The 17,365-nt window shown below is 66.7% G+C and carries 16 protein-coding genes; 12 read left to right on the top strand and 4 right to left on the bottom strand.

The window, feature by feature from the left end; translation table 11 throughout:
• The first annotated feature begins 29 nt into the window (after positions 1-29).
• The 5 genes from ilvD (at position 30) to ilvA (ending at position 6,598) form a co-directional block, all read left to right on the top strand.
• On the top strand, positions 30-1,733 hold the full coding sequence (ilvD, locus tag ACVWWQ_RS13275; RefSeq protein WP_133948791.1) for a dihydroxy-acid dehydratase: 1,704 nt from the start codon (positions 30-32) through the stop codon (positions 1,731-1,733).
• Positions 1,730-2,740, top strand: a complete 1,011-nt coding sequence (gene ilvC / locus ACVWWQ_RS13270) for a ketol-acid reductoisomerase (protein ID WP_133948793.1) — start codon at positions 1,730-1,732, stop codon at positions 2,738-2,740. The genes ilvD and ilvC overlap by 4 nt, the downstream gene beginning before the upstream one ends.
• 62 nt (positions 2,741-2,802) lie before the next feature.
• Positions 2,803-4,662, top strand: a complete 1,860-nt coding sequence (gene ilvB / locus ACVWWQ_RS13265) for a biosynthetic-type acetolactate synthase large subunit (protein WP_133948795.1) — start codon at positions 2,803-2,805, stop codon at positions 4,660-4,662.
• A gap of 137 nt (positions 4,663-4,799) precedes the next feature.
• On the top strand, positions 4,800-5,048 hold the full coding sequence (ilvN, locus tag ACVWWQ_RS13260) for an acetolactate synthase small subunit (protein ID WP_133948797.1): 249 nt from the start codon (positions 4,800-4,802) through the stop codon (positions 5,046-5,048).
• On the top strand, positions 5,045-6,598 hold the full coding sequence (gene ilvA / locus ACVWWQ_RS13255) for a threonine ammonia-lyase, biosynthetic (protein WP_133948799.1): 1,554 nt from the start codon (positions 5,045-5,047) through the stop codon (positions 6,596-6,598). Before ilvN ends, ilvA begins: the two co-directional genes overlap by 4 nt.
• A gap of 56 nt (positions 6,599-6,654) precedes the next feature.
• Here the strand turns inward: ilvA and ACVWWQ_RS13250 are convergent, their stop codons facing one another.
• Positions 6,655-7,806 carry a GGDEF domain-containing protein gene (locus ACVWWQ_RS13250; RefSeq protein WP_133948801.1) on the bottom strand — a complete coding sequence of 384 codons (1,152 nt, stop codon included), beginning with the start codon at positions 7,804-7,806 and terminating at the stop codon, positions 6,655-6,657.
• 356 nt (positions 7,807-8,162) lie between these two features.
• On the opposite strand from ACVWWQ_RS13250, the gene ubiA reads away from it, so the two are divergent.
• Positions 8,163-9,062, top strand: a complete 900-nt coding sequence (gene ubiA, locus ACVWWQ_RS13245; protein ID WP_133949366.1) for a 4-hydroxybenzoate octaprenyltransferase — start codon at positions 8,163-8,165, stop codon at positions 9,060-9,062.
• Between the two features lie 44 nt (positions 9,063-9,106).
• Here the strand turns inward: ubiA and ACVWWQ_RS13240 are convergent, their stop codons facing one another.
• Together ACVWWQ_RS13240 and ACVWWQ_RS13235 are read right to left on the bottom strand one after the other, a co-directional pair.
• Positions 9,107-9,835 carry a ComF family protein gene (locus ACVWWQ_RS13240; RefSeq protein ID WP_133948803.1) on the bottom strand — a complete coding sequence of 243 codons (729 nt, stop codon included), beginning with the start codon at positions 9,833-9,835 and terminating at the stop codon, positions 9,107-9,109.
• Between the two features lie 7 nt (positions 9,836-9,842).
• Positions 9,843-10,049 (bottom strand): hypothetical protein, encoded by a 207-nt coding sequence (locus ACVWWQ_RS13235; RefSeq protein WP_099653106.1) that lies wholly within the window; start codon positions 10,047-10,049, stop codon positions 9,843-9,845.
• Positions 10,050-10,193: 144 nt separating this feature from the next.
• Between ACVWWQ_RS13235 and bioB the strand changes: the two genes are divergently transcribed.
• The 6 genes from bioB to ACVWWQ_RS13205 all read left to right on the top strand — a co-directional run bounded on the left by bioB (position 10,194) and on the right by ACVWWQ_RS13205 (position 15,937).
• On the top strand, positions 10,194-11,240 hold the full coding sequence (bioB, locus tag ACVWWQ_RS13230) for a biotin synthase BioB (RefSeq protein WP_133948805.1): 1,047 nt from the start codon (positions 10,194-10,196) through the stop codon (positions 11,238-11,240).
• 26 nt (positions 11,241-11,266) lie between these two features.
• Positions 11,267-12,469, top strand: coding sequence for an 8-amino-7-oxononanoate synthase (gene bioF / locus ACVWWQ_RS13225; RefSeq protein WP_133948807.1), 1,203 nt, complete (start codon positions 11,267-11,269; stop codon positions 12,467-12,469).
• Positions 12,470-12,497: 28 nt separating this feature from the next.
• Positions 12,498-13,448 carry a sulfurtransferase gene (locus tag ACVWWQ_RS13220; protein ID WP_133948809.1) on the top strand — a complete coding sequence of 317 codons (951 nt, stop codon included), beginning with the start codon at positions 12,498-12,500 and terminating at the stop codon, positions 13,446-13,448.
• Positions 13,438-14,235 carry a pimeloyl-ACP methyl ester esterase BioH gene (bioH, locus tag ACVWWQ_RS13215; RefSeq protein WP_133948811.1) on the top strand — a complete coding sequence of 266 codons (798 nt, stop codon included), beginning with the start codon at positions 13,438-13,440 and terminating at the stop codon, positions 14,233-14,235. The genes ACVWWQ_RS13220 and bioH overlap by 11 nt, the downstream gene beginning before the upstream one ends.
• The gene (gene bioC / locus ACVWWQ_RS13210; protein ID WP_133948813.1) at positions 14,232-15,113 is read left to right on the top strand and encodes a malonyl-ACP O-methyltransferase BioC; all 882 of its coding nucleotides are present in this window, start codon (positions 14,232-14,234) and stop codon (positions 15,111-15,113) included. Before bioH ends, bioC begins: the two co-directional genes overlap by 4 nt.
• Before the next feature lie 215 nt (positions 15,114-15,328).
• Entirely contained in the window at positions 15,329-15,937 is a 609-nt protein-coding gene (locus ACVWWQ_RS13205) for a class I SAM-dependent methyltransferase (RefSeq protein ID WP_133948815.1), read from the top strand.
• Between the two features lie 249 nt (positions 15,938-16,186).
• Here ACVWWQ_RS13205 and ACVWWQ_RS13200 read toward each other — a convergent pair whose 3' ends face one another.
• Complete coding sequence (locus ACVWWQ_RS13200; RefSeq protein WP_133948817.1) at positions 16,187-17,305, bottom strand: acyltransferase family protein; 1,119 nt, start codon at positions 17,303-17,305, stop codon at positions 16,187-16,189.
• Between the last annotated feature and the right edge of the window lie 60 nt (positions 17,306-17,365).

Genomic DNA, 17,365 nt, shown 5'->3' with positions numbered 1-17,365 from the left:
GCTTTTTTTCTTCAGCCCGTGGAATCGCCATGCGCAGTGACCTGATCAAGAGCGGTCCCGACCGTGCCCCCGCCCGCGCCATGCTGCGCGCCACCGGACTGGACGACGAGGCGATCGCGCGACCGCTGGTCGCGGTGGTGCACACCTGGTCGAATGTGAGCCCGTGCAACCTCAACCTGCGCGAGCTGGCGGTGGAGGCCGCGGCCGGCATTCGTGCCGCCGGCGGCACGCCGGTGGAGTTCAACACCATCGCGGTCACTGACGGCATCGCGATGGGTACGCCCGGCATGCGCTTCTCGCTGATCAGTCGCGAGGTGATCACCGACTCGATCGAGCTGGCGGTGGACGGCCATTGCCTGGACGCGGTGGTGGTGCTGTGCGGTTGCGACAAGACCATTCCGGCCGCGGCGATGGCGCTGGCGCGACTGAACATCCCGGGCGTGGCGCTGTATGGCGGCTCCATCGCGCACGGCACCCACGACAACCACCCGATCACCATCCAGCAGGTGTTCGAAGCGGTCGGCGCGCATGGCGCGGGCAAGATCAGCGACGAGGAACTGACGTCGGTCGAGCGTGATGCCTGTCCGGGCGCCGGCGCCTGCGGCGGCCAGTTCACCGCCAACACGATGGCCATGGTGCTGACCACGCTGGGGCTGTCGCCATTGGGCTTCAACGACATCCCGGCCACTCATCCGGCCAAGGTCGCGGCAGCGTTCCGCTGTGGCGAGCTGGTGATGGAATGCCTGCGCGAGAACCGTACCCCGCGCGAACTGATTACGCGCACCTCGATGCGCAATGCCGCGCGCATGGTCGCGGCCACCGCCGGCTCCACCAATGCAGTGCTGCACCTGCTGGCGATTGCACGCGAGGCCGGCGTCGAGTGGACGCTGGAGGATTTCGAGCCGGCTTCCGTGCACACGCCAGTGATCGCCGACCTGCTTCCCAGCGGCCGTTACACCGCGGTCGAACTGTTCGGCGCCGGTGGCAGCGCGCGGGTGGCGCAGGAACTGATTGCCGCCGGCATGCTGGAGGACGCACCCACCATCACCGGCCGTTCGCTGTTCACTGAAGTGGCGGAAGCACCCCGCGCGGAAGCGCAGGGCGTGGTGCATCCGGTCAGCGATCCATTGAAGCCGCGCGGCGGCTACTCGATCCTGTACGGCAACCTGGCGCCCGAGGGCTGCATCCTGAAGATTCCGGGCAAGAGCGGCAGCTTCGAAGGGACCGCCCGCGTGTTCGAGAGCGAGGAGGAAGCGTTCGCCGCCGTGCAGGGCGACCGCATCCGCGCCGGTGACGTGCTGGTGATCCGCAACGAAGGCCCCGCCGGCGGACCGGGCATGCGCGAGATGCTGGGTGTCACCGCGGCCCTGGTCGGCCGCGGCCTCGGCAACGACGTGGCGCTGATCACCGACGGCCGCTTCAGCGGCGCCACCCACGGCTTCATGGTCGGCCACGTCGCGCCGGAAGCGGCACGCGGCGGCCCGATCGCGCTGCTGCGCGACGGCGACCACATCGCCATCGATGCCGGCCAGCGCGAACTGCGCACCGATGCCGACCTTGTCGCGCGGCGCAAGACCTGGCAACCACCGGCACCGAAGGTGAGCCGCGGCGCGCTGGCCAAATACGCCTTGCTGGTCGGCTCCGCCTCCGACGGTGCCACGACCCACCCCGACACCCGCGTCGCCATCCGTACACCACTCACTGCTGCAGTTACCGAAGGAGTCACCGCATGAGCACCAACAGCACTCTCGCCACTTCCCGCATCGCCGTTCTCGGCTACGGCAGCCAGGGCCGCGCACACGCACTCAACCTGCGCGACTCCGGCCTCGACGTTGTGATCGGCCTGCGCCCGAACGGACCCACCTCGCACAAGGCCAAGGCCGACGGCTTCACCGTGGTCGACCCGGCCGAGGCGGTGCGTGGCGCCGACCTGGTCGCCGTGCTCACCCCCGACATGGTGCAGCCGGTGCTGTACCGCGACGCGATCGAACCAAACATCAAGTCCGGCGCGGCGCTGCTGTTCGCCCACGGCTTCAACGTGCACTTCAAGCAGATCAACCCGCGCAGCGACATCGACGTGATCCTGGTCGCGCCGAAGGGCCCGGGCGCGCTGGTGCGCACCGAGTACGAGCGTGGCCGCGGCGTACCCTGTATCTGGGCGGTACACCAGGATGCCAGCGGCCATGCCGAGGCGAAAACCAGGGCGTATGCCGATGGCATCGGCGGCGGCCGCGCGATGATCATCAAGACCGATTTCAAGGAAGAAACCGAGACCGATCTGTTCGGCGAACAGGCGGTGCTGTGCGGTGGCGCCAGCTCGCTGGTGCTTGCCGGCTTCGAGACGCTGGTGGAAGCCGGCTACCAGCCGGAAATCGCCTATTACGAGGTGATGCACGAACTGAAGCTGATCGTCGACCTGTTCTACGAGGGCGGCCTGAGCAAGATGCTCGAGTTTGTCTCCGAGACCGCGCAATACGGCGACTACGTCAGCGGCCCGCGGGTGGTCGATGCCGGCGTGAAGGCGCGCATGAAGGACGTGCTCACCGACATCCAGGACGGCACCTTCGCGCGCAACTGGACGGCCGAATACGCCGCCGGCCTGCCGAACTACAAAAAGTTCAAGCAGGCCGACCTCGAGCACCCGATCGAGCAGGTCGGCGCGAAATTGCGCGCGCAAATGCCCTGGCTGCAACCCACGCCCGCCCCCGTCGCCGCCGCACCGCTGAAGAAGGCGGGCTGACCCGTTCAGTGGATCCCCTGTCGCCGGGGGATCCACGGAGCGCACCCGGAGGAATTCCACTCGTGAATGCACCAGCACTGAAAGCCGACACCACCCACGACCGGCATCCGCTTGCCGGCCAGAGCATGAGCGGCGCCGAGGTGATCGTGCAGGTACTCGCCGATGAAGGCGTGGATGTGATGTTCGGCTATTCCGGCGGCGCCATCCTGCCGGTGTACGACGCCGTGTTCCGCTACAACGCGGAGCATCCGCGCGCCGACGGCAGCGAGCCGATGCCGCTGGTCGTTCCGGCCAACGAACAGGGCGCGGGCTTCATGGCCGCCGGCTATTCGCGCGCCTCGGGCCGGGTCGGTGTGGCCGTGGTCACCTCGGGCCCGGGTGCCACCAACATGGTCACGCCGGTGCGCGATTCGATGGCCGACTCGATCCCGATGGTGGTCATATGCGGCCAGGTCGGCACCGCATCGATCGGCAGCGACGCGTTCCAGGAAGCGCCGATCAGCAACATCATGGGCGCGTGCGCCAAGCATGTGTTTCTGGTCACCGATGCCACGCAATTGGAAGCGACGGTGCGCGCCGCCTTCACCCTGGCCCGCAGCGGTCGGCCCGGACCGGTCGTGGTCGATGTACCCAAGGACGTGCAGAACACCGCGCTGGCCTGGCGTGGCAGCGGCGAGCTGGCGCTGGCTGGCTACCGTGCGCGCCTGCGTGCGGTGGAGCAATCCACACTGGGTGATGCCGACTGCGCGGCCTTTTTCGCTGCGCTGATGCAGGCGAAGCGTCCGTTGATCTATGCCGGCGGCGGCGTGATCGCCGCGACGGCAGCTGACGCGCTGCGCGCCTTCGTCGATGCGTTCGGCCTGCCGGTCACCACCACCCTGATGGGCCTGGGTGGGTTCGATACGACGGATCCACTGGCCCTGCATCTGCTCGGCATGCACGGCACCGCGTACGCGAATTACGCGGTGGAGGACTGCGACTTCGTGCTGACGCTGGGCGCGCGTTTTGACGACCGCGTCGCCGGCGTGCCGGACAAGTTTGCGCCGCGGGCCAGGTTCATCGCCCAGCTCGACATCGACCCGGCCGAGATCGGCAAGGTGAAGCGCGTCGACTGGCATCACGTCGGTCCGCTCACCCGCGCGCTCGAACGACTCACTGCGTACGGCCAGGCGCACGGCCTGCGGCCCAGCCTCGACGCCTGGCATGCGCATGTCGCGGAACTGAAGCGCGTGCATGCGATGAACTACGACCGCGCCAGCGCGCTGATCCAGCCGTACGCGGTGATCGAGGCGATCAACCGCCACACGCAGGGTCGCGCCATCGTCAGCACCGGCGTCGGCCAGCACCAGATGTGGGCGGCGCAGTATTTCGACTTCCGCGCGCCGCGCCATTGGCTCACCTCCGGATCGATGGGCACGATGGGTTTCGGCCTGCCCGCGGCGATCGGCGCGCAGTTCGCCCATCGCGACAAGCTGGTCATCGACATCGACGGCGATGCCAGCATCCGCATGAACATCGGCGAGCTGGAAACGGTCACCACCTACAACCTGCCGTTGAAGGTGGTTGTGCTGAACAACGTCGGCGACGGCATGGTGCGGCAGTGGCAGAAGCTGTACTTCAAGGGCCGCTTCGCCTCGTCCGACAAGAGTCTGCACAAGAAGGACTTCGTGCTCGCCGCGCAGGCGGATGGCTTCGGTTGGGCGCGGCGGCTGGAGCGAAACGAAATGCTGGAGTCGACCATCGCCGACTTTCTCGCCTTCGACGGGCCCGCCTTTCTCGAAGTGATGATCGACCCCGACGCCGGCGTGTATCCGATGGTGGGTCCCGGCGCCAGCTACGCACAGATGATCACTGGCGATTTCATTGCTTCGCGTGCGGTCGTGGTCGAGACGAGCGGGGCACCAGCCACTTCGATGTTCTGAAAACACCGTTCGCGCTGAGCATGGTTTGCGCCAGCAAACTGAGTCAAAGCGTCACGACTGCCCTTCGACTTCGGCCTTGCAGGCCTACGCTCAGGGCGAACGGATGATTCCACCATGAAGGTTTGCGGAGCACTGCCATGAAACACACCTTGTCCATCCTGTTGCAAAACGAAGCCGGCGCGCTGGTCCGCGTGGCCGGACTGTTCGCCGCACGCGGCTACAACATCGACACGCTCACGGTGGCCACCACGCACGATCCCGCCGTGTCGCGCCTGACCCTGAGCCTGCAGTGCGATGACGCTGCACTGAGCCAGATCCTGCAGCAGACGCGCAAGCTGGTGGACGTGGTGCAGGTGGCGCACCCGGCGACGGCACTCGCGGCGTGAGCGCCGTCGCGCCGGTGACGGAGGATGCCGAGGGCGACCTGCTGGCGCAGATCCGGGCCGCGCGCGTCTACGAGGTGGCGCACGAGTCCGCGCTCGAGAGGGCGCCGCTGTTGTCCACGCGGCTCGGCCAGCCCGTGCTGCTGAAACGCGAGGACCAGCAGCCGGTGTTCTCGTTCAAGCTGCGTGGCGCGTACAACCGGATGGTGCAACTGGATCCGGCGCAACGCCTGCGCGGCGTGATCGCCGCCTCGGCCGGCAACCACGCGCAAGGCGTGGCGCTGGCGGCGGCGAAGCTGGGCATCCGCGCCACCATCGTGATGCCGGTGACCGCGCCGCAGGTGAAGATCGATGCGGTACGCCGCATCGGTGGCGCGATGATCGAGGTGGTGCTGGCGGGCGATTCGTATAGTGATGCACAAGCCGCTGCTGCACGCCTGCAGACTGACAGTGGCGCGGTGTTCGTGCACCCCTTCGATGACCCCGCGGTGATCGCCGGCCAGGGCACCATCGCACTGGAAATCCTGCGTCAGCATCCCGGTCCGTTGCAGGCCGTGTTCGTGCCGGTCGGCGGCGGTGGCTTGCTCGCCGGCGTCGCTGCCTGCATCAAGGCGCTGCGGCCCGACGTTCGGGTGATCGGTGTGCAGGCGACGGATTCGGATGCAATGGCGCGCTCGCTGGAAAGCGGCCGTCGCGTGGTGCTGGATGAAGTCGGCCTGTTCGCCGACGGCACCGCGGTGAAGCAGGTGGGCGCGCTGTCTTTCGCGCTGTGCCGGCAACATGTCGACACGATGCTGCGGGTCGATGCCGACGCGATCTGCGCCGCGATTCGCGACCTCCACCAGGAGACCCGCAGCGTCGCCGAACCGTCCGGCGCGCTGGCCCTGGCCGGGCTGAAGCAATACGTCACCGCGAATGGTCCCGGCAACGGCGCGCTGGTCGCGATCGTCTCCGGCGCCAACATGAATTTCGATCGGCTGCGCTTCGTCGCCGAGCGCGCCGACGTGGGCGAGCAGCGCGAGGCGGTATTCGCGGTGACCATTCCGGAGGAACGCGGCAGCTTCCGCCGCTTCTGTGCCGCGCTGGGCCGGCATGACATCACCGAGTTCAACTACCGCATCGGCGATGCCCGTTCCGCGCACATCTTCGTCGGCGTGCGGATCGCTGGCAGCAGCGAACGCGAGGCGCTGGCGGCGGCGTTCCGTGCGCAACAATTCGACGTTCTCGACCTCACCGACGACGAACTGGCCAAGCTGCACCTGCGCCACATGATCGGCGGCCGCTCCGCGCTGGCCCGCGACGAACGGCTGTACCGCTTCGAATTCCCCGAGCGTCCCGGCGCGCTCACCCAGTTCCTCGGCCGACTGCACCCGGACTGGAACATCAGCCTGTTCCACTACCGCAACCACGGCGCCGACCACGGCAGCATCCTGGTCGGCATCCAGGTGCCCGCGGACGAACAACCGCTGTTCCGGCGCTTCCTCGCCACGCTCGGTTATCCGCACGTGGATGAGAGCGCGCACCCGGCGTATCGACTGCTGCTGCGACCTTAGGACGATGGCACATCGACCCGGCCGGCAACGCGGTGACGTCGCCGATCCCACGGCACTCAGAACAGATCGATGCTTCCGGCCGCCACGGCACTGCCGAGCAGGCCACGGCCGGCCAGGTCTTCATAGCCGTGAATGCAGTTGCGACCGTGCTGCTTGGCGAAATACAGGGCCTTGTCGGCCCGGTCCAGCGCGCTGGCCGGATAGTCGTGCTTGCCTACGCTGGCGTAGCCGATACTGACTGTGACAGTCCCCACCTGCGGGAACGTGTGGCCGGCAACGCGCTGGCGAAAGCGCTCCAGAATCGCTCGCACCACAGCCTCTTCGGAGGCGTTGAACAGAATGACGAACTCCTCGCCGCCGAAGCGGAACAGCACATCCGTGCGACGGAAGCAGGCACGCATCTGCTGGGCGAGAAGCAGGATCACTTCATCGCCATAGATGTGACCGTAGTTGTCGTTTATTTTCTTGAAGTTATCGATATCGAGAATGGCCAGCCAGATGCTCCCCGACCCCTGGGCTCCGTGCCTGTGCCCCGCGGGCTCCGTCGCCAGCTCCGGCAACCGCGGCAGCGCGGTGGCGCACTCATGCAGCATCTTCTGCAGCTGACGGTCGAGACTGCGCCGGTTGTACAGACCGGTAAGCTTGTCGCGCTCGCTTTCGTGAAGCAGCGCGGTGTAGTTGGCGTAGATCCGCGCAAAGCCGTCGACCAGGGGGCGGTTCACTTGCGCGACCACGTGGCTGTCCAATTGCATAACGCCAATCATCTTGCCGTCACGGGTGATCGGCACGACCAGGCGGCACAGCCCGTTCACCATCGCGGTCTGCGCTTCCATCCGATGCAGGCAACGATAGAGCAGGCTCAGCGAAGGGCTGGCCTCGTCCATTTCCAGCGCTTGCACCTGATAGCCGCCGTTGGGGTCCGGAATGCAGTGAACGAGGCTTTCCACGTAAGGGCCGTCGATCGCGCGCTTTGCCAGAATCACGCTTTGCGCCGAGGTCAACTCGGCCAACGACAGGACCAGGCTGTGGTCCAGTGCGTTGACATCGCGATGGTGGGTAAACGCCGCAAGGGAATCCAGCAGGCGCGCCTGCGGAAACAGGTCGGCGGGAACGGTATCGGCGACAGGTGATTCATCTGCGTGGTCCCGCCTTCCCGGTCGGGCTTGCTCGCGCGCGCCATCTCTATCGGTGGATTCACATACGACCATCGTTCTCTCCGTCCCAAGGCTCCGAATCCAGGTCGGCGCACGGCGGATGGCTCTCTGGAAGTGGAGTCACCCGGGAACGGTATCGGCCGATCCGCGTAAAGCTTGAATGCCCCTCGGGATGCGTGCCGCAGGTCCGGTGGTTCGGCTCGCCCGATCGGCCGGGTGTGCGCCACGACCGAGCCCCGGGTCACCTCTCAGGCTAAACTTCGCCGATGGCTCCTACCCCCCGCAAACGCAAATCCGGCAAGGGCGGCCAGCCCTCTCCCTCGGTTCGACCACGGCCAGGCGCCCCCAAATCCGCGCCGAAGCCGGCTGGCAAGCGCCCGCCCCAGCCGGCCGACAGCTCGACCCGCGCCATGCGGGTGCTGGACTGGCTGCTACAGAAGCTGCCGCTGCGCTATCGCGAAAAGGCACGCGATTACCTGGTACTGACCCGGATGGACCGGCCGATCGGTGCACTGCTGCTGTTGTGGCCGACCTGGTGGGCGCTGTGGTTGGCGGCCGGGGATTTTCCGCCGTGGAAGCCACTGATCATCTTCACCCTCGGCGTGTTCGCGATGCGCGCGGCCGGCTGCGCGATCAACGACTTCGCCGACCGCAAGCTGGACCCACAGGTGGCTCGCACCGCCGGCCGGCCGATTGCGTCGGGACGAGTGAAGCCGCGCGAGGCACTGGCGGTATTCGGTGCGCTGCTGCTGTTCGCCTTCGTGCTGGTGTTGTTCACCAACCGGCTGACCATCGAGCTTTCGTTCGCTGGTGCTGCATTGGCGGCCATCTATCCGTTCACCAAGCGCCATACCTACCTGCCCCAGGTGGTACTGGGCGCCGCGTTCGGATGGTCGATCCCGATGGCCTTCGCGGCGGTCAGCCATGCCGTTCCGCCGGTGGCCTGGCTGCTGTTCATCGGCAACATCCTGTGGTCGGTGATCTACGACACCGAGTATGCGATGGTCGATCGCGACGAGGACCTCGAAGCGGGGGCGAAATCCACCGCGATTCTGTTCGGCGATGCCGATCTTCCGATCCTCGGCGTGCTGATGGCGACTTTCCTGCTGACCATGCTCTTCGTTGGCCAGCGCGCGGCATTGGGGTGGCCGTATTGGTTGGCCCTGCTGGTGGCCGCCGGGTTGTTCGCCTACCAGCACTGGCTGATTCGCGATCGCCTGCGCGACGCCTGTCTCGCCGCGTTCCGCCACAACAACTGGCTGGGTCTGGCGATGTGGATCGGCATCGTGCTGGCGCTGGCGGTGAAATAAGCGATCCCGGGAGCGGACCGTGTCCGCCCTGCGGATGGCCGCGTTTACTCGACCCTCAACGCTGGCGAGGGCGCACGCGCGAGCGCCCACACATCCACCTGTTGCACGCCGGCGCGGCGCAACACACGCGTGCATTCGGCCAGCGTGGCGCCAGTGGTCATCACGTCGTCCAGGATCGCCACGTGCGCTGGCAACTCGATGCCTTCGCGCAGCGCGAAGGCACCGTGCACATTGCGGCGACGTCCGACGGCGTCGAGTTCGGTTTGCGCAGTGGTGGAACGGCGACGCAGCAACACGTCGTGCGACAGCGGCATGCCGAGTGCACGAGACAGCGGCTTGGCCAGCTCCAGCGCCTGGTTATAGCCGCGACGTCGCAGCCGGCTGCGATGCAGGGGTACGGTCAGCAACAGCTGCGGCAGCCTGGCTGGACGCGGTTCGCGCTGCCACAGCATCGACAACACGCGGCCGGCGGCCAGGTCGGCGGAAAACTTGTAGCGCGACTCCAGCCGGTCCAGCGGCCAGCCGTAGCGAAACGGTGCCCACGCCGTGTCCCAGGGAGGCAGGCGGCGTTGGCATTCGCCGCACAGCGCAGCCGGCGTGGCCAGCGGCAGGGCGCAGCGGGCGCAGCAACTGCCGTTGCGCGGCAACTCCGCGGCGCAAGCACCACACAGGTCGATGTCGTGTTCGCCACGCGCGTTGCAAAGCAGGCAGCGCAAAGGCAGCACGAATTGGCGAAAGCTTCGCCACGGCGCAGCCAGCAGACCCGTGCTCATCGGAGGCTCAGCGCGCGGGCTTGTACAGCGCCGCGTCGAGAATCGACCAAAGATGGATCAGCCAGCCGAGCAGCACGATCCACAACAAGGCCGCCAGCACGAACATCACGATGGCCTTGAGCAGCCGCCCCTGCACCAGCTGGCCCAGTCCGGGAATGAAGAAACTGCAGATCGCCGCAATCACGTTGCCTGCACTGCCTTGCCCTTCACTCATTGGATGCCCCCCGGCGGCTTTGTGGATCGGTGATGGTAGCGGGTGAACGCCTCGCACTCGTCAACCGTAACTTGTTTCTCTTGGTTGACACGATATGGGGGTGATCCCACACTCTCGCGCTTGTTCCCTGCGAGTTGCCGTTCCATGGCCGAAACCATCCTCCGCCACGACTGGAGCCGCGCCGAGGTCGCCGCGCTGTTCGCCCTGCCGTTCAACGAACTGCTGCACCGCGCGCATACCGTGCACCGCGAGCACCACGACCCGAACGCGGTGCAGGTGTCGACCCTGCTGTCGATCAAGACCGGTGGCTGCCCCGAGGACTGCGCGTATTGCCCGCAGGCGGCGCGCTACGACACCGGCGTGGCAGCGCAGAAGCTGCTGGAAATCGACGAGGTGCTGGAGCGCGCCCGCGCGGCCAAGTCCGCCGGCGCCAGCCGCTTCTGCATGGGCGCGGCGTGGCGCGGACCGAAGGACCGCGACATCCCCAAGGTGGCCGCGATCGTGCGCGCAGTGAAGGACCTGGGCCTGGAAACCTGCGCCACGCTGGGCCTGCTCGGTGACGGCCATGCGCAGGCACTGAAGGACGCCGGGCTGGACTACTACAACCACAACATCGACACCGCGCCGGAGTTCTACGGCGAGATCATCCATACCCGCGACTACCAGGACCGCCTGGTGACGCTGGAACAGGTACGCGATGCCGGCCTGAAAACCTGTTGTGGCGGCATCGTCGGCATGGGCGAGACGCGCGAGCAGCGCGCCGGGCTGCTGCAGGCGCTGGCCAACCTGCCCGAGCATCCGCAGTCGGTACCGATCAACCAGCTGGTGCCGGTGCCCGGCACGCCGCTGGGCAACACCGCGCCGCTGGATCCGTTCGAGTTCGTGCGCGCGATCGCGGTGGCACGCATCCTGATGCCGCTGTCGATCGTGCGGCTGTCCGCCGGGCGCCAGCAGATGGATGATGCGGTGCAGGCGCTGTGCTTCTTTGCCGGCGCCGGCTCAATCTTCTACGGCGAAAAACTGCTCACCACCGGCAACCCGGACGTGGAAGCCGACCGGGCGCTGTTCCGCCGACTCGACCTGCACCCGATGGACGTGGTCGAGTCCGCCGACCCGGCGCATGCCGACATCGGCGACAACGTCGTCACGAGCTGCGGCCATGGTTGCGGTTGCAGCAGTGCGGCGGCATGAACACCCGCAGCCTCCAGCGCTGAGCCGTGCGTCCTGACCTGCTGCGGCGGCTTGCCGCGCATACCGCCGAGCGCGAAGACGCGCAGTTGTTGCGTCGGCTGCGTGCGATCGACCATGCCGACGGGCCGTGGCTGCACACCGGCCGCCAGCGCCTGCTGGCGTTCTGCGGCAATGACTATCTCGGCCTGGCGCAGCATCCACGGCTGGTCGGCGCACTGAGGCATGCCGCCCGCGAGCAGGGCGTGGGCAGCACCTCGGCCCACCTGATCTGCGGCCACCGCCGTGAACACGCTGCGCTGGAAGAAGCGCTGGCGGCCTGGACCGGGCGCGAGCGCGCCCTGCTGTTTTCCACCGGCTACATGGCCAATCTCGGCGTGCTGCAAACACTGCTCGCGCGCGGTGACGTCTGCGTGCAGGACAAGCTCAACCACGCCTGCCTGCTCGACGGCGCCAAGCTCAGCGGTGCCGAGCTGAAACGCTATCCGCACGCCGATGTGGCGGGCGCCGCGCGCCAATTGGCCGCCGCCCCGGACGCCGCCGCTTTGCTGGCCACCGATGGCGTGTTCAGCATGGATGGCGATATCGCGCCGCTGCCCGAACTGGCCGCTCTGTGCACCCGAGAACGTGTCACCTTGATGGTCGACGACGCGCACGGCGTCGGCGTGCTCGGCGCCGACGGAGCCGGCAGCGTCAGCGCCGCCGGCCTCGGCCAGAACGAGGTGCCACTGCTGATGGCCACGCTGGGCAAGGCGCTGGGTTGCAGCGGCGCGTTTGTCGCCGGCCCGGCCACGCTGATCGACGGCCTGATCCAGTTTGCGCGGCCGTACATCTACACCACCGCGATGCCGCCAGCGCTGGCCGCCGCCGCGCTGGAAGCCGTGCAACTGGTCCGGCACGAGGGCTGGCGGCGGGAGAAGCTCGGCGCATTGATCGGCCGCTTTCGCCGCGGCGCCCACCAGCTGGGCCTGCCTTTGGCGCCCAGCAACAGCGCGATCCAGCCGCTGTTGCTGGGCAGCGCCGATGCCGCGCTGGCCGCCGCGCAAGCGCTGGAACGGCAAGGCTTGCTGGTCACCGCGATCCGTCCGCCGACAGTCCCCGTCGGCCAGGCGCGACTGCGCATCACCTTGTCGGCAGCGCACGACGAGGCCGATGTCGACCGCCTGCTCGGCGCACTGGAAACACTGCGTCTGTCTGCCTCACCCCAGGCCCCACCGGGCTACCCCGTATAATCGGCGCCTGCTCTGCCGATTCCCCCGCATGTCGATCGTCAATATCTCCGCTTACAAGTTCATCAGCCTGGACGACCTTCCGGCGCTGCGCGAGCGGCTGCTTGAGCGCTGCGACGCGCTGGCCCTGAAAGGCACGATCCTGCTGGCATCGGAAGGCATCAACCTGTTCCTGGCCGGCAACCGCGAACAGATCGACGGCTTCATGAGCAGCCTGCATGAAGACCCGCGCTTCGCCGACATCGCGCCGAAGGAATCGTTGTCCGACGCCGTGCCGTTCGGTCGCATGCGGGTGCGCATCAAACGCGAAATCATCACCATGCAAGCGCCCACGATCCGCCCGGAAGGCGGCCGTGCGCCGGTGGTGGATGCGCCGACACTGCAGCGCTGGCTCGACCAGGGCCATGACGATCACGGCCGCGAAGTGGTCCTGCTGGACACGCGCAACGACTACGAAACCGACCTGGGCAAGTTCACCCAGGCGGTCGACTACCGCATCGCCAGCTTCACTGCATTTCCGGCCGCGATCGCCGCCGACAGCACACGCTTCGAAGGCAAGACCCTGGTGTCGTACTGCACCGGCGGCATCCGCTGCGAGAAAGCCGTGCTGCACATGCAGAACCTGGGCATGCAGCACGTCTATCAGCTGGAAGGCGGCATCCTGAAATATCTGGAGCAGACCGATGGCACGCACTGGAGCGGTGACTGCTTCGTGTTTGATGGGCGTGGCGCCATCGATAAACGGCTTCTGCCTTCACCTCCTCTCCCCCTCGGGCGACCCTCAGGGAGTCCCCTTGCGGGTGAGAGGATTGAGGTGAGGAGGTACGCTGCGGAAGAAGCTGATTCGAAGCGCGTGCACCGGGGCGAAAAAGCTGATTCAAAGCCTGCTTCGATGAACTCTTCCGCGAGCACCCGCCCCTCATCCCAACCTTCTCCCCAAAAGGGGAGAAGGAGCGAAGGCAACAAAGACGATGCTTCATAAGGGCGGCCTGTACATCGATCAACGCGGCCACGGCCCCGTTCCGCTGGTGCTGCTGCACGGCTGGGCGATGCACGGCGGGGTGCTGGCACCGCTGGTCGAGGCGCTCGACGACCAATGCACGATGTACGTGGTCGACCTGCCCGGCCACGGCTATTCGCGTGACTGCGGCCTGCCGCTGGAACCACGCGCCTGCGTCGCCGCGATCGCCGCCGTGACACCACCGGCGATCTGGCTGGGCTGGTCGCTGGGCGGGATCATCGCGCTGACCGCCGCGCTGGAGATGCCTCGGCAGGCACGCGGACTGGCGATGCTGTGTGCCACGCCGCGCTTCGTGCGCGATGCCAGCTGGCCGCACGGCAGCGACGACCAGTTGGTCCATCAACTGGCCAGCGATCTGGAGACCGATTACCGCGCCACGCTCGATCGCTTCCTCACCCTGGAAACGATGGGCAGTACTGATCCGCGCGCCGAACTGCGTCACCTGCGTGAGCTGGTATTCGCCCGCGGCGAGCCGGACCTGCGCGTGCTGCAGGAAGGCATCCGCATCCTGGAAACCACCGACCGCCGCGCCGCCCTGCCCGACCTGGCCGTGCGCAGCGCATGGATCAGCGGTCGGCGTGACCGACTGGTACCACCGCAGGCGATGGCGTGGTCCGCCAGCCAATGTGGCGGCACGTACACCGACATCCCGCAGGCCGGTCACGCGCCGTTCTTCGGCCATGCCGACGCCGTGGCGCAGGCCTTGCAGCCGCTGCTGACTCCCCCTTCCCCCGAGCAGATTCGATGAGCGATTTCCAACTCGACCAGCAACTGGTGCGCCGCCACTTCGGCCACGCCGCCAGCAGCTACGAACGCCACGACGCCTTGCAGCGCGAAGTACAGGCCGCGCTGCTGGAGCGTTTGGACTTCTATCTGGAAACGCCCGCGCGCGTGGTTGACGTCGGCGCCGGCACCGGTCGCGGCACCGCGCTGCTGAAACAGAAATACCCCAAGGCCGAAGTGATCGCGATCGACCTGGCATTGCCGATGTTGCAGGCAGCGAAACAGCACAACAGCTGGCTGAAACCGTTCCGCCGCGTCTGCGCCGAAGCCACCGCGCTGCCGCTGGCCGATCACAGCGTGGACGTGCTGTATTCCAACCTGTGCTTCCAGTGGGTCGACGACCTGCCCGCGCTGTTCGGCGAATGCATGCGCGTGCTGAAACCCGGCGGCTTCATGGCGTTCTCCAGCTTCGGCCCCGACACCCTGATGGAACTGCGCGCCGCCTGGGCCGAAGCCGACCAGCAGGCCCACGTCGCCCGCTTCCTCGACATGCACGACGTCGGCGACGCCATGCTCACCGCCGGTCTGCGCGACCCGGTGCTCGACGTGTTCCGCTACACCCTCACCTACAGCGAACCGCGCAAACTGCTGGAAGAACTGCAGGGCCTGGGCGCCACCAACGCCGACCGCGCGCGCGCCCGCGGCCTCACCGGCAAGACGGCTTATCAGCGCATGCTGGCGGCGTATGAGGCAAAGCGGATGGTCGACGGCCGCATTCCGGCGACGTGGGAAGTGGTCAGTGCGCACGCGTGGGGTCCGCCGGTGGGTCAGCCGCGGCGCGTACCTGGCGGAGAGGTTGCGACTTTTTCGCTCGACAGCCTGCGTGGTTCGCGGCGGAAATAGGGCTCGTCACGAAGTCCAGACACGCGAGTGACCGTCAACGCCCGGAAGCTCCGCACGACCCCTGGGACGGGTCCACCCGATTGCGGTCGCTCGCGACGATGAGAATGGCGCTAGTCGCCATGGCATGGAACGGCCCGTACCTGGATGTGTTCGAATTTTCACCAGCGACGCAAATGGGCTTTGTGACGCGCCATCGGCAGTCGTAAGCTTCCTGCATGAATACTGCGGCTGAGCGCATCATCGGTATCTATGAACGACACGCAAGTGCGTGGGCCAGTGCGCGACTGCATGAGGAAGGCCTATACGAGCGCGCGTGGCTGGATCGCTTTTGCGGGCTCCTCCCACAGGGTGGTTCGGTGCTCGATCTGGGATGCGGAGCCGGTGCACCTGTCGCCAAGTACCTCAGCGAACTCGGCTACTCGATGACTGGCGTCGATTCTTCTCCTGCGATGGTCTCCATGTTCCAGTCACACTTGCCCCGCGAGCGGGCATTTGTCTCGGACATGCGGAAGTTGTCTCTTGATCAACGCTTCCACGGCATCTTGGCATGGGACAGCTTCTTTCACTTGAATCACGACGACCAAAGACGAATGTTCCGGGTATTCCGGGCACACGCTGCAGCGCGCGCGTCACTGATGTTCACCAGCGGGCCGGCGCATGGGGAGGTCATCGGCCGCCTTGAAGGAGAGCCGCTTTACCATGCCAGTCTCGACGCTGCCGAGTACACGGAATTGCTCGATGGCGAGGGCTTTGAGGTCGTTGCCACGTTGGCAGAAGATCAAACCTGCGGTGGCCGCACGGTTTGGCTCGCCCAGTTGCGCTAGTTGGCCTCTGAACCGCATCTCGTTCCCGACGCTCTTGCAGAGCAGAACCAGTGGTGCGCCTTGCCAAGCTCAACAATGCGCTCAGGGCGACAAGAAATCGTTGCGCACATCAGCCGTCACTGAGCTTCTTCCCCGAGGATCGCCCCTCGTGAAAGCGCGCCTTCGTTCAGATGCTTCTCCGGGAGTTGCAGCCACACGCAGGGCACGGTGTTGCGATGAAACGGAGGTTGCTTTTCCTCTACGCCGCGCTCACGACGCGATGCCAGCTGGCGTCAGTTGCCGGGTATTGATGCGATCACGCCAGCGCAAGAATGGTTGCTCCACCGCGTAATGCAACGCCGCACCAACACTCAGCACGCCGACGGCATACAACACGAACGCCAGCCACCCATGCAACTCCCAAGGTTGCACCACCCACGTCGCCACTGCGTGCAGCGCAAGCTTGTGGCTCAGATAGAGGCTGTAGGAAATTCGCGCCAGCCAGCCCACGCCGGGAAGCGACCAACGTTCAGGCCAAGCCGTGGCCGAGCCAACGCACAGGGCCAGTCCTAACGAAAGCAGCGGGTAGCCCAGCACAGAAGGCCAGAAGCCGAGGCGGTCACGGAACAACCAGAGCGCCAGCGCGAAGATCACGATCCCTGCGGCGAACAGTGGGCCGCGACGAAACTGCACGCGCTTCCACCATGCCGGCTGGCTGACCCGAACTGCGGCCAGTGCCACACCAGCGAGCAGGCCATCCAGCCGGGCCCAGGTCGGGTAATAGATGCCTTCGACGAAGCGCAGCCCGAACGCCGGGCCATCCTGATAGCGCACGGGCGCCATGTCGTGAAGCCAGACGTAGCCGCGCACGGCCATGCCGAAGGCGACCACGGCCAGACCCAACGCCACCGTTCGACCCGCGGAAGGCCGGCGCGTCATCCAGAACGCCAGCCACGGGAACAGCAGATAGAAATGCTCCTCCACGCACAGCGACCACGCGTGCGAGAACGCCGGGTTGTGCCGATAGTCGATCAACAGGTTGAGGGTGAAGCTGAGGAACTGCCACGCCGGCTGCAGGCCGGGCGACTCGCGCAATGCCGGAAAGGCGACGTAGATGGACAACACCACAATGAAGGCCGGCAGGATGCGGAACGCGCGGCGGCGATAGAAATCCCCCCATGCCAGCGGCTCACCGCGCGCCAGTGGTGCCAGCAGCTGGTAGCCGATCAGGTAGCCGCTCAGCACGAAGAACAGGTCGACACCCATCCAGCCGTAGTTCGCCAGCCAGGCGAAATGTTCGCCCACACCACCGACGATGTACGAGTGGAACAGCATCACCCAGACGATCGCCCAGGCGCGCAGCAGGTCCAGTCCGGGGAGGCGTCGCATGGTGATCCTTGATGACCGCGCGCCCGAGGCGCCAGCGAACCAGCCTGATGGAATAGCGGA

Source organism: Rhodanobacter sp. TND4EL1 (assembly GCF_054061035.1).
The sequence above is the reverse complement of the archived record's forward strand: the minus strand, read 5'-3'. Positions and strand labels throughout refer to the sequence as shown.

What these genes read in the sequence shown, in the direction of transcription:
- ilvC (WP_133948793.1), top strand. Translation starts at nt 1,730, where the DNA reads ATGAGCACCAACAGCACTCTCGCCACTTCCCGCATCGCCGTTCTCGGC.
- ACVWWQ_RS13235 (WP_099653106.1), bottom strand. Translation starts at nt 10,049, where the DNA reads ATGAGTGAAGGGCAAGGCAGTGCAGGCAACGTGATTGCGGCGATCTGC.
- ACVWWQ_RS13205 (WP_133948815.1), top strand. Translation starts at nt 15,329, where the DNA reads ATGAATACTGCGGCTGAGCGCATCATCGGTATCTATGAACGACACGCA.
- ACVWWQ_RS13240 (WP_133948803.1), bottom strand. Translation starts at nt 9,835, where the DNA reads ATGAGCACGGGTCTGCTGGCTGCGCCGTGGCGAAGCTTTCGCCAATTC.
- ACVWWQ_RS13220 (WP_133948809.1), top strand. Translation starts at nt 12,498, where the DNA reads ATGTCGATCGTCAATATCTCCGCTTACAAGTTCATCAGCCTGGACGAC.
- ACVWWQ_RS13250 (WP_133948801.1), bottom strand. Translation starts at nt 7,806, where the DNA reads ATGGTCGTATGTGAATCCACCGATAGAGATGGCGCGCGCGAGCAAGCC.
- ilvN (WP_133948797.1), top strand. Translation starts at nt 4,800, where the DNA reads ATGAAACACACCTTGTCCATCCTGTTGCAAAACGAAGCCGGCGCGCTG.
- ubiA (WP_133949366.1), top strand. Translation starts at nt 8,163, where the DNA reads ATGCGGGTGCTGGACTGGCTGCTACAGAAGCTGCCGCTGCGCTATCGC.
- ACVWWQ_RS13200 (WP_133948817.1), bottom strand. Translation starts at nt 17,305, where the DNA reads ATGCGACGCCTCCCCGGACTGGACCTGCTGCGCGCCTGGGCGATCGTC.
- ilvD (WP_133948791.1), top strand. Translation starts at nt 30, where the DNA reads ATGCGCAGTGACCTGATCAAGAGCGGTCCCGACCGTGCCCCCGCCCGC.
- bioH (WP_133948811.1), top strand. Translation starts at nt 13,438, where the DNA reads ATGCTTCATAAGGGCGGCCTGTACATCGATCAACGCGGCCACGGCCCC.
- bioB (WP_133948805.1), top strand. Translation starts at nt 10,194, where the DNA reads ATGGCCGAAACCATCCTCCGCCACGACTGGAGCCGCGCCGAGGTCGCC.
- bioC (WP_133948813.1), top strand. Translation starts at nt 14,232, where the DNA reads ATGAGCGATTTCCAACTCGACCAGCAACTGGTGCGCCGCCACTTCGGC.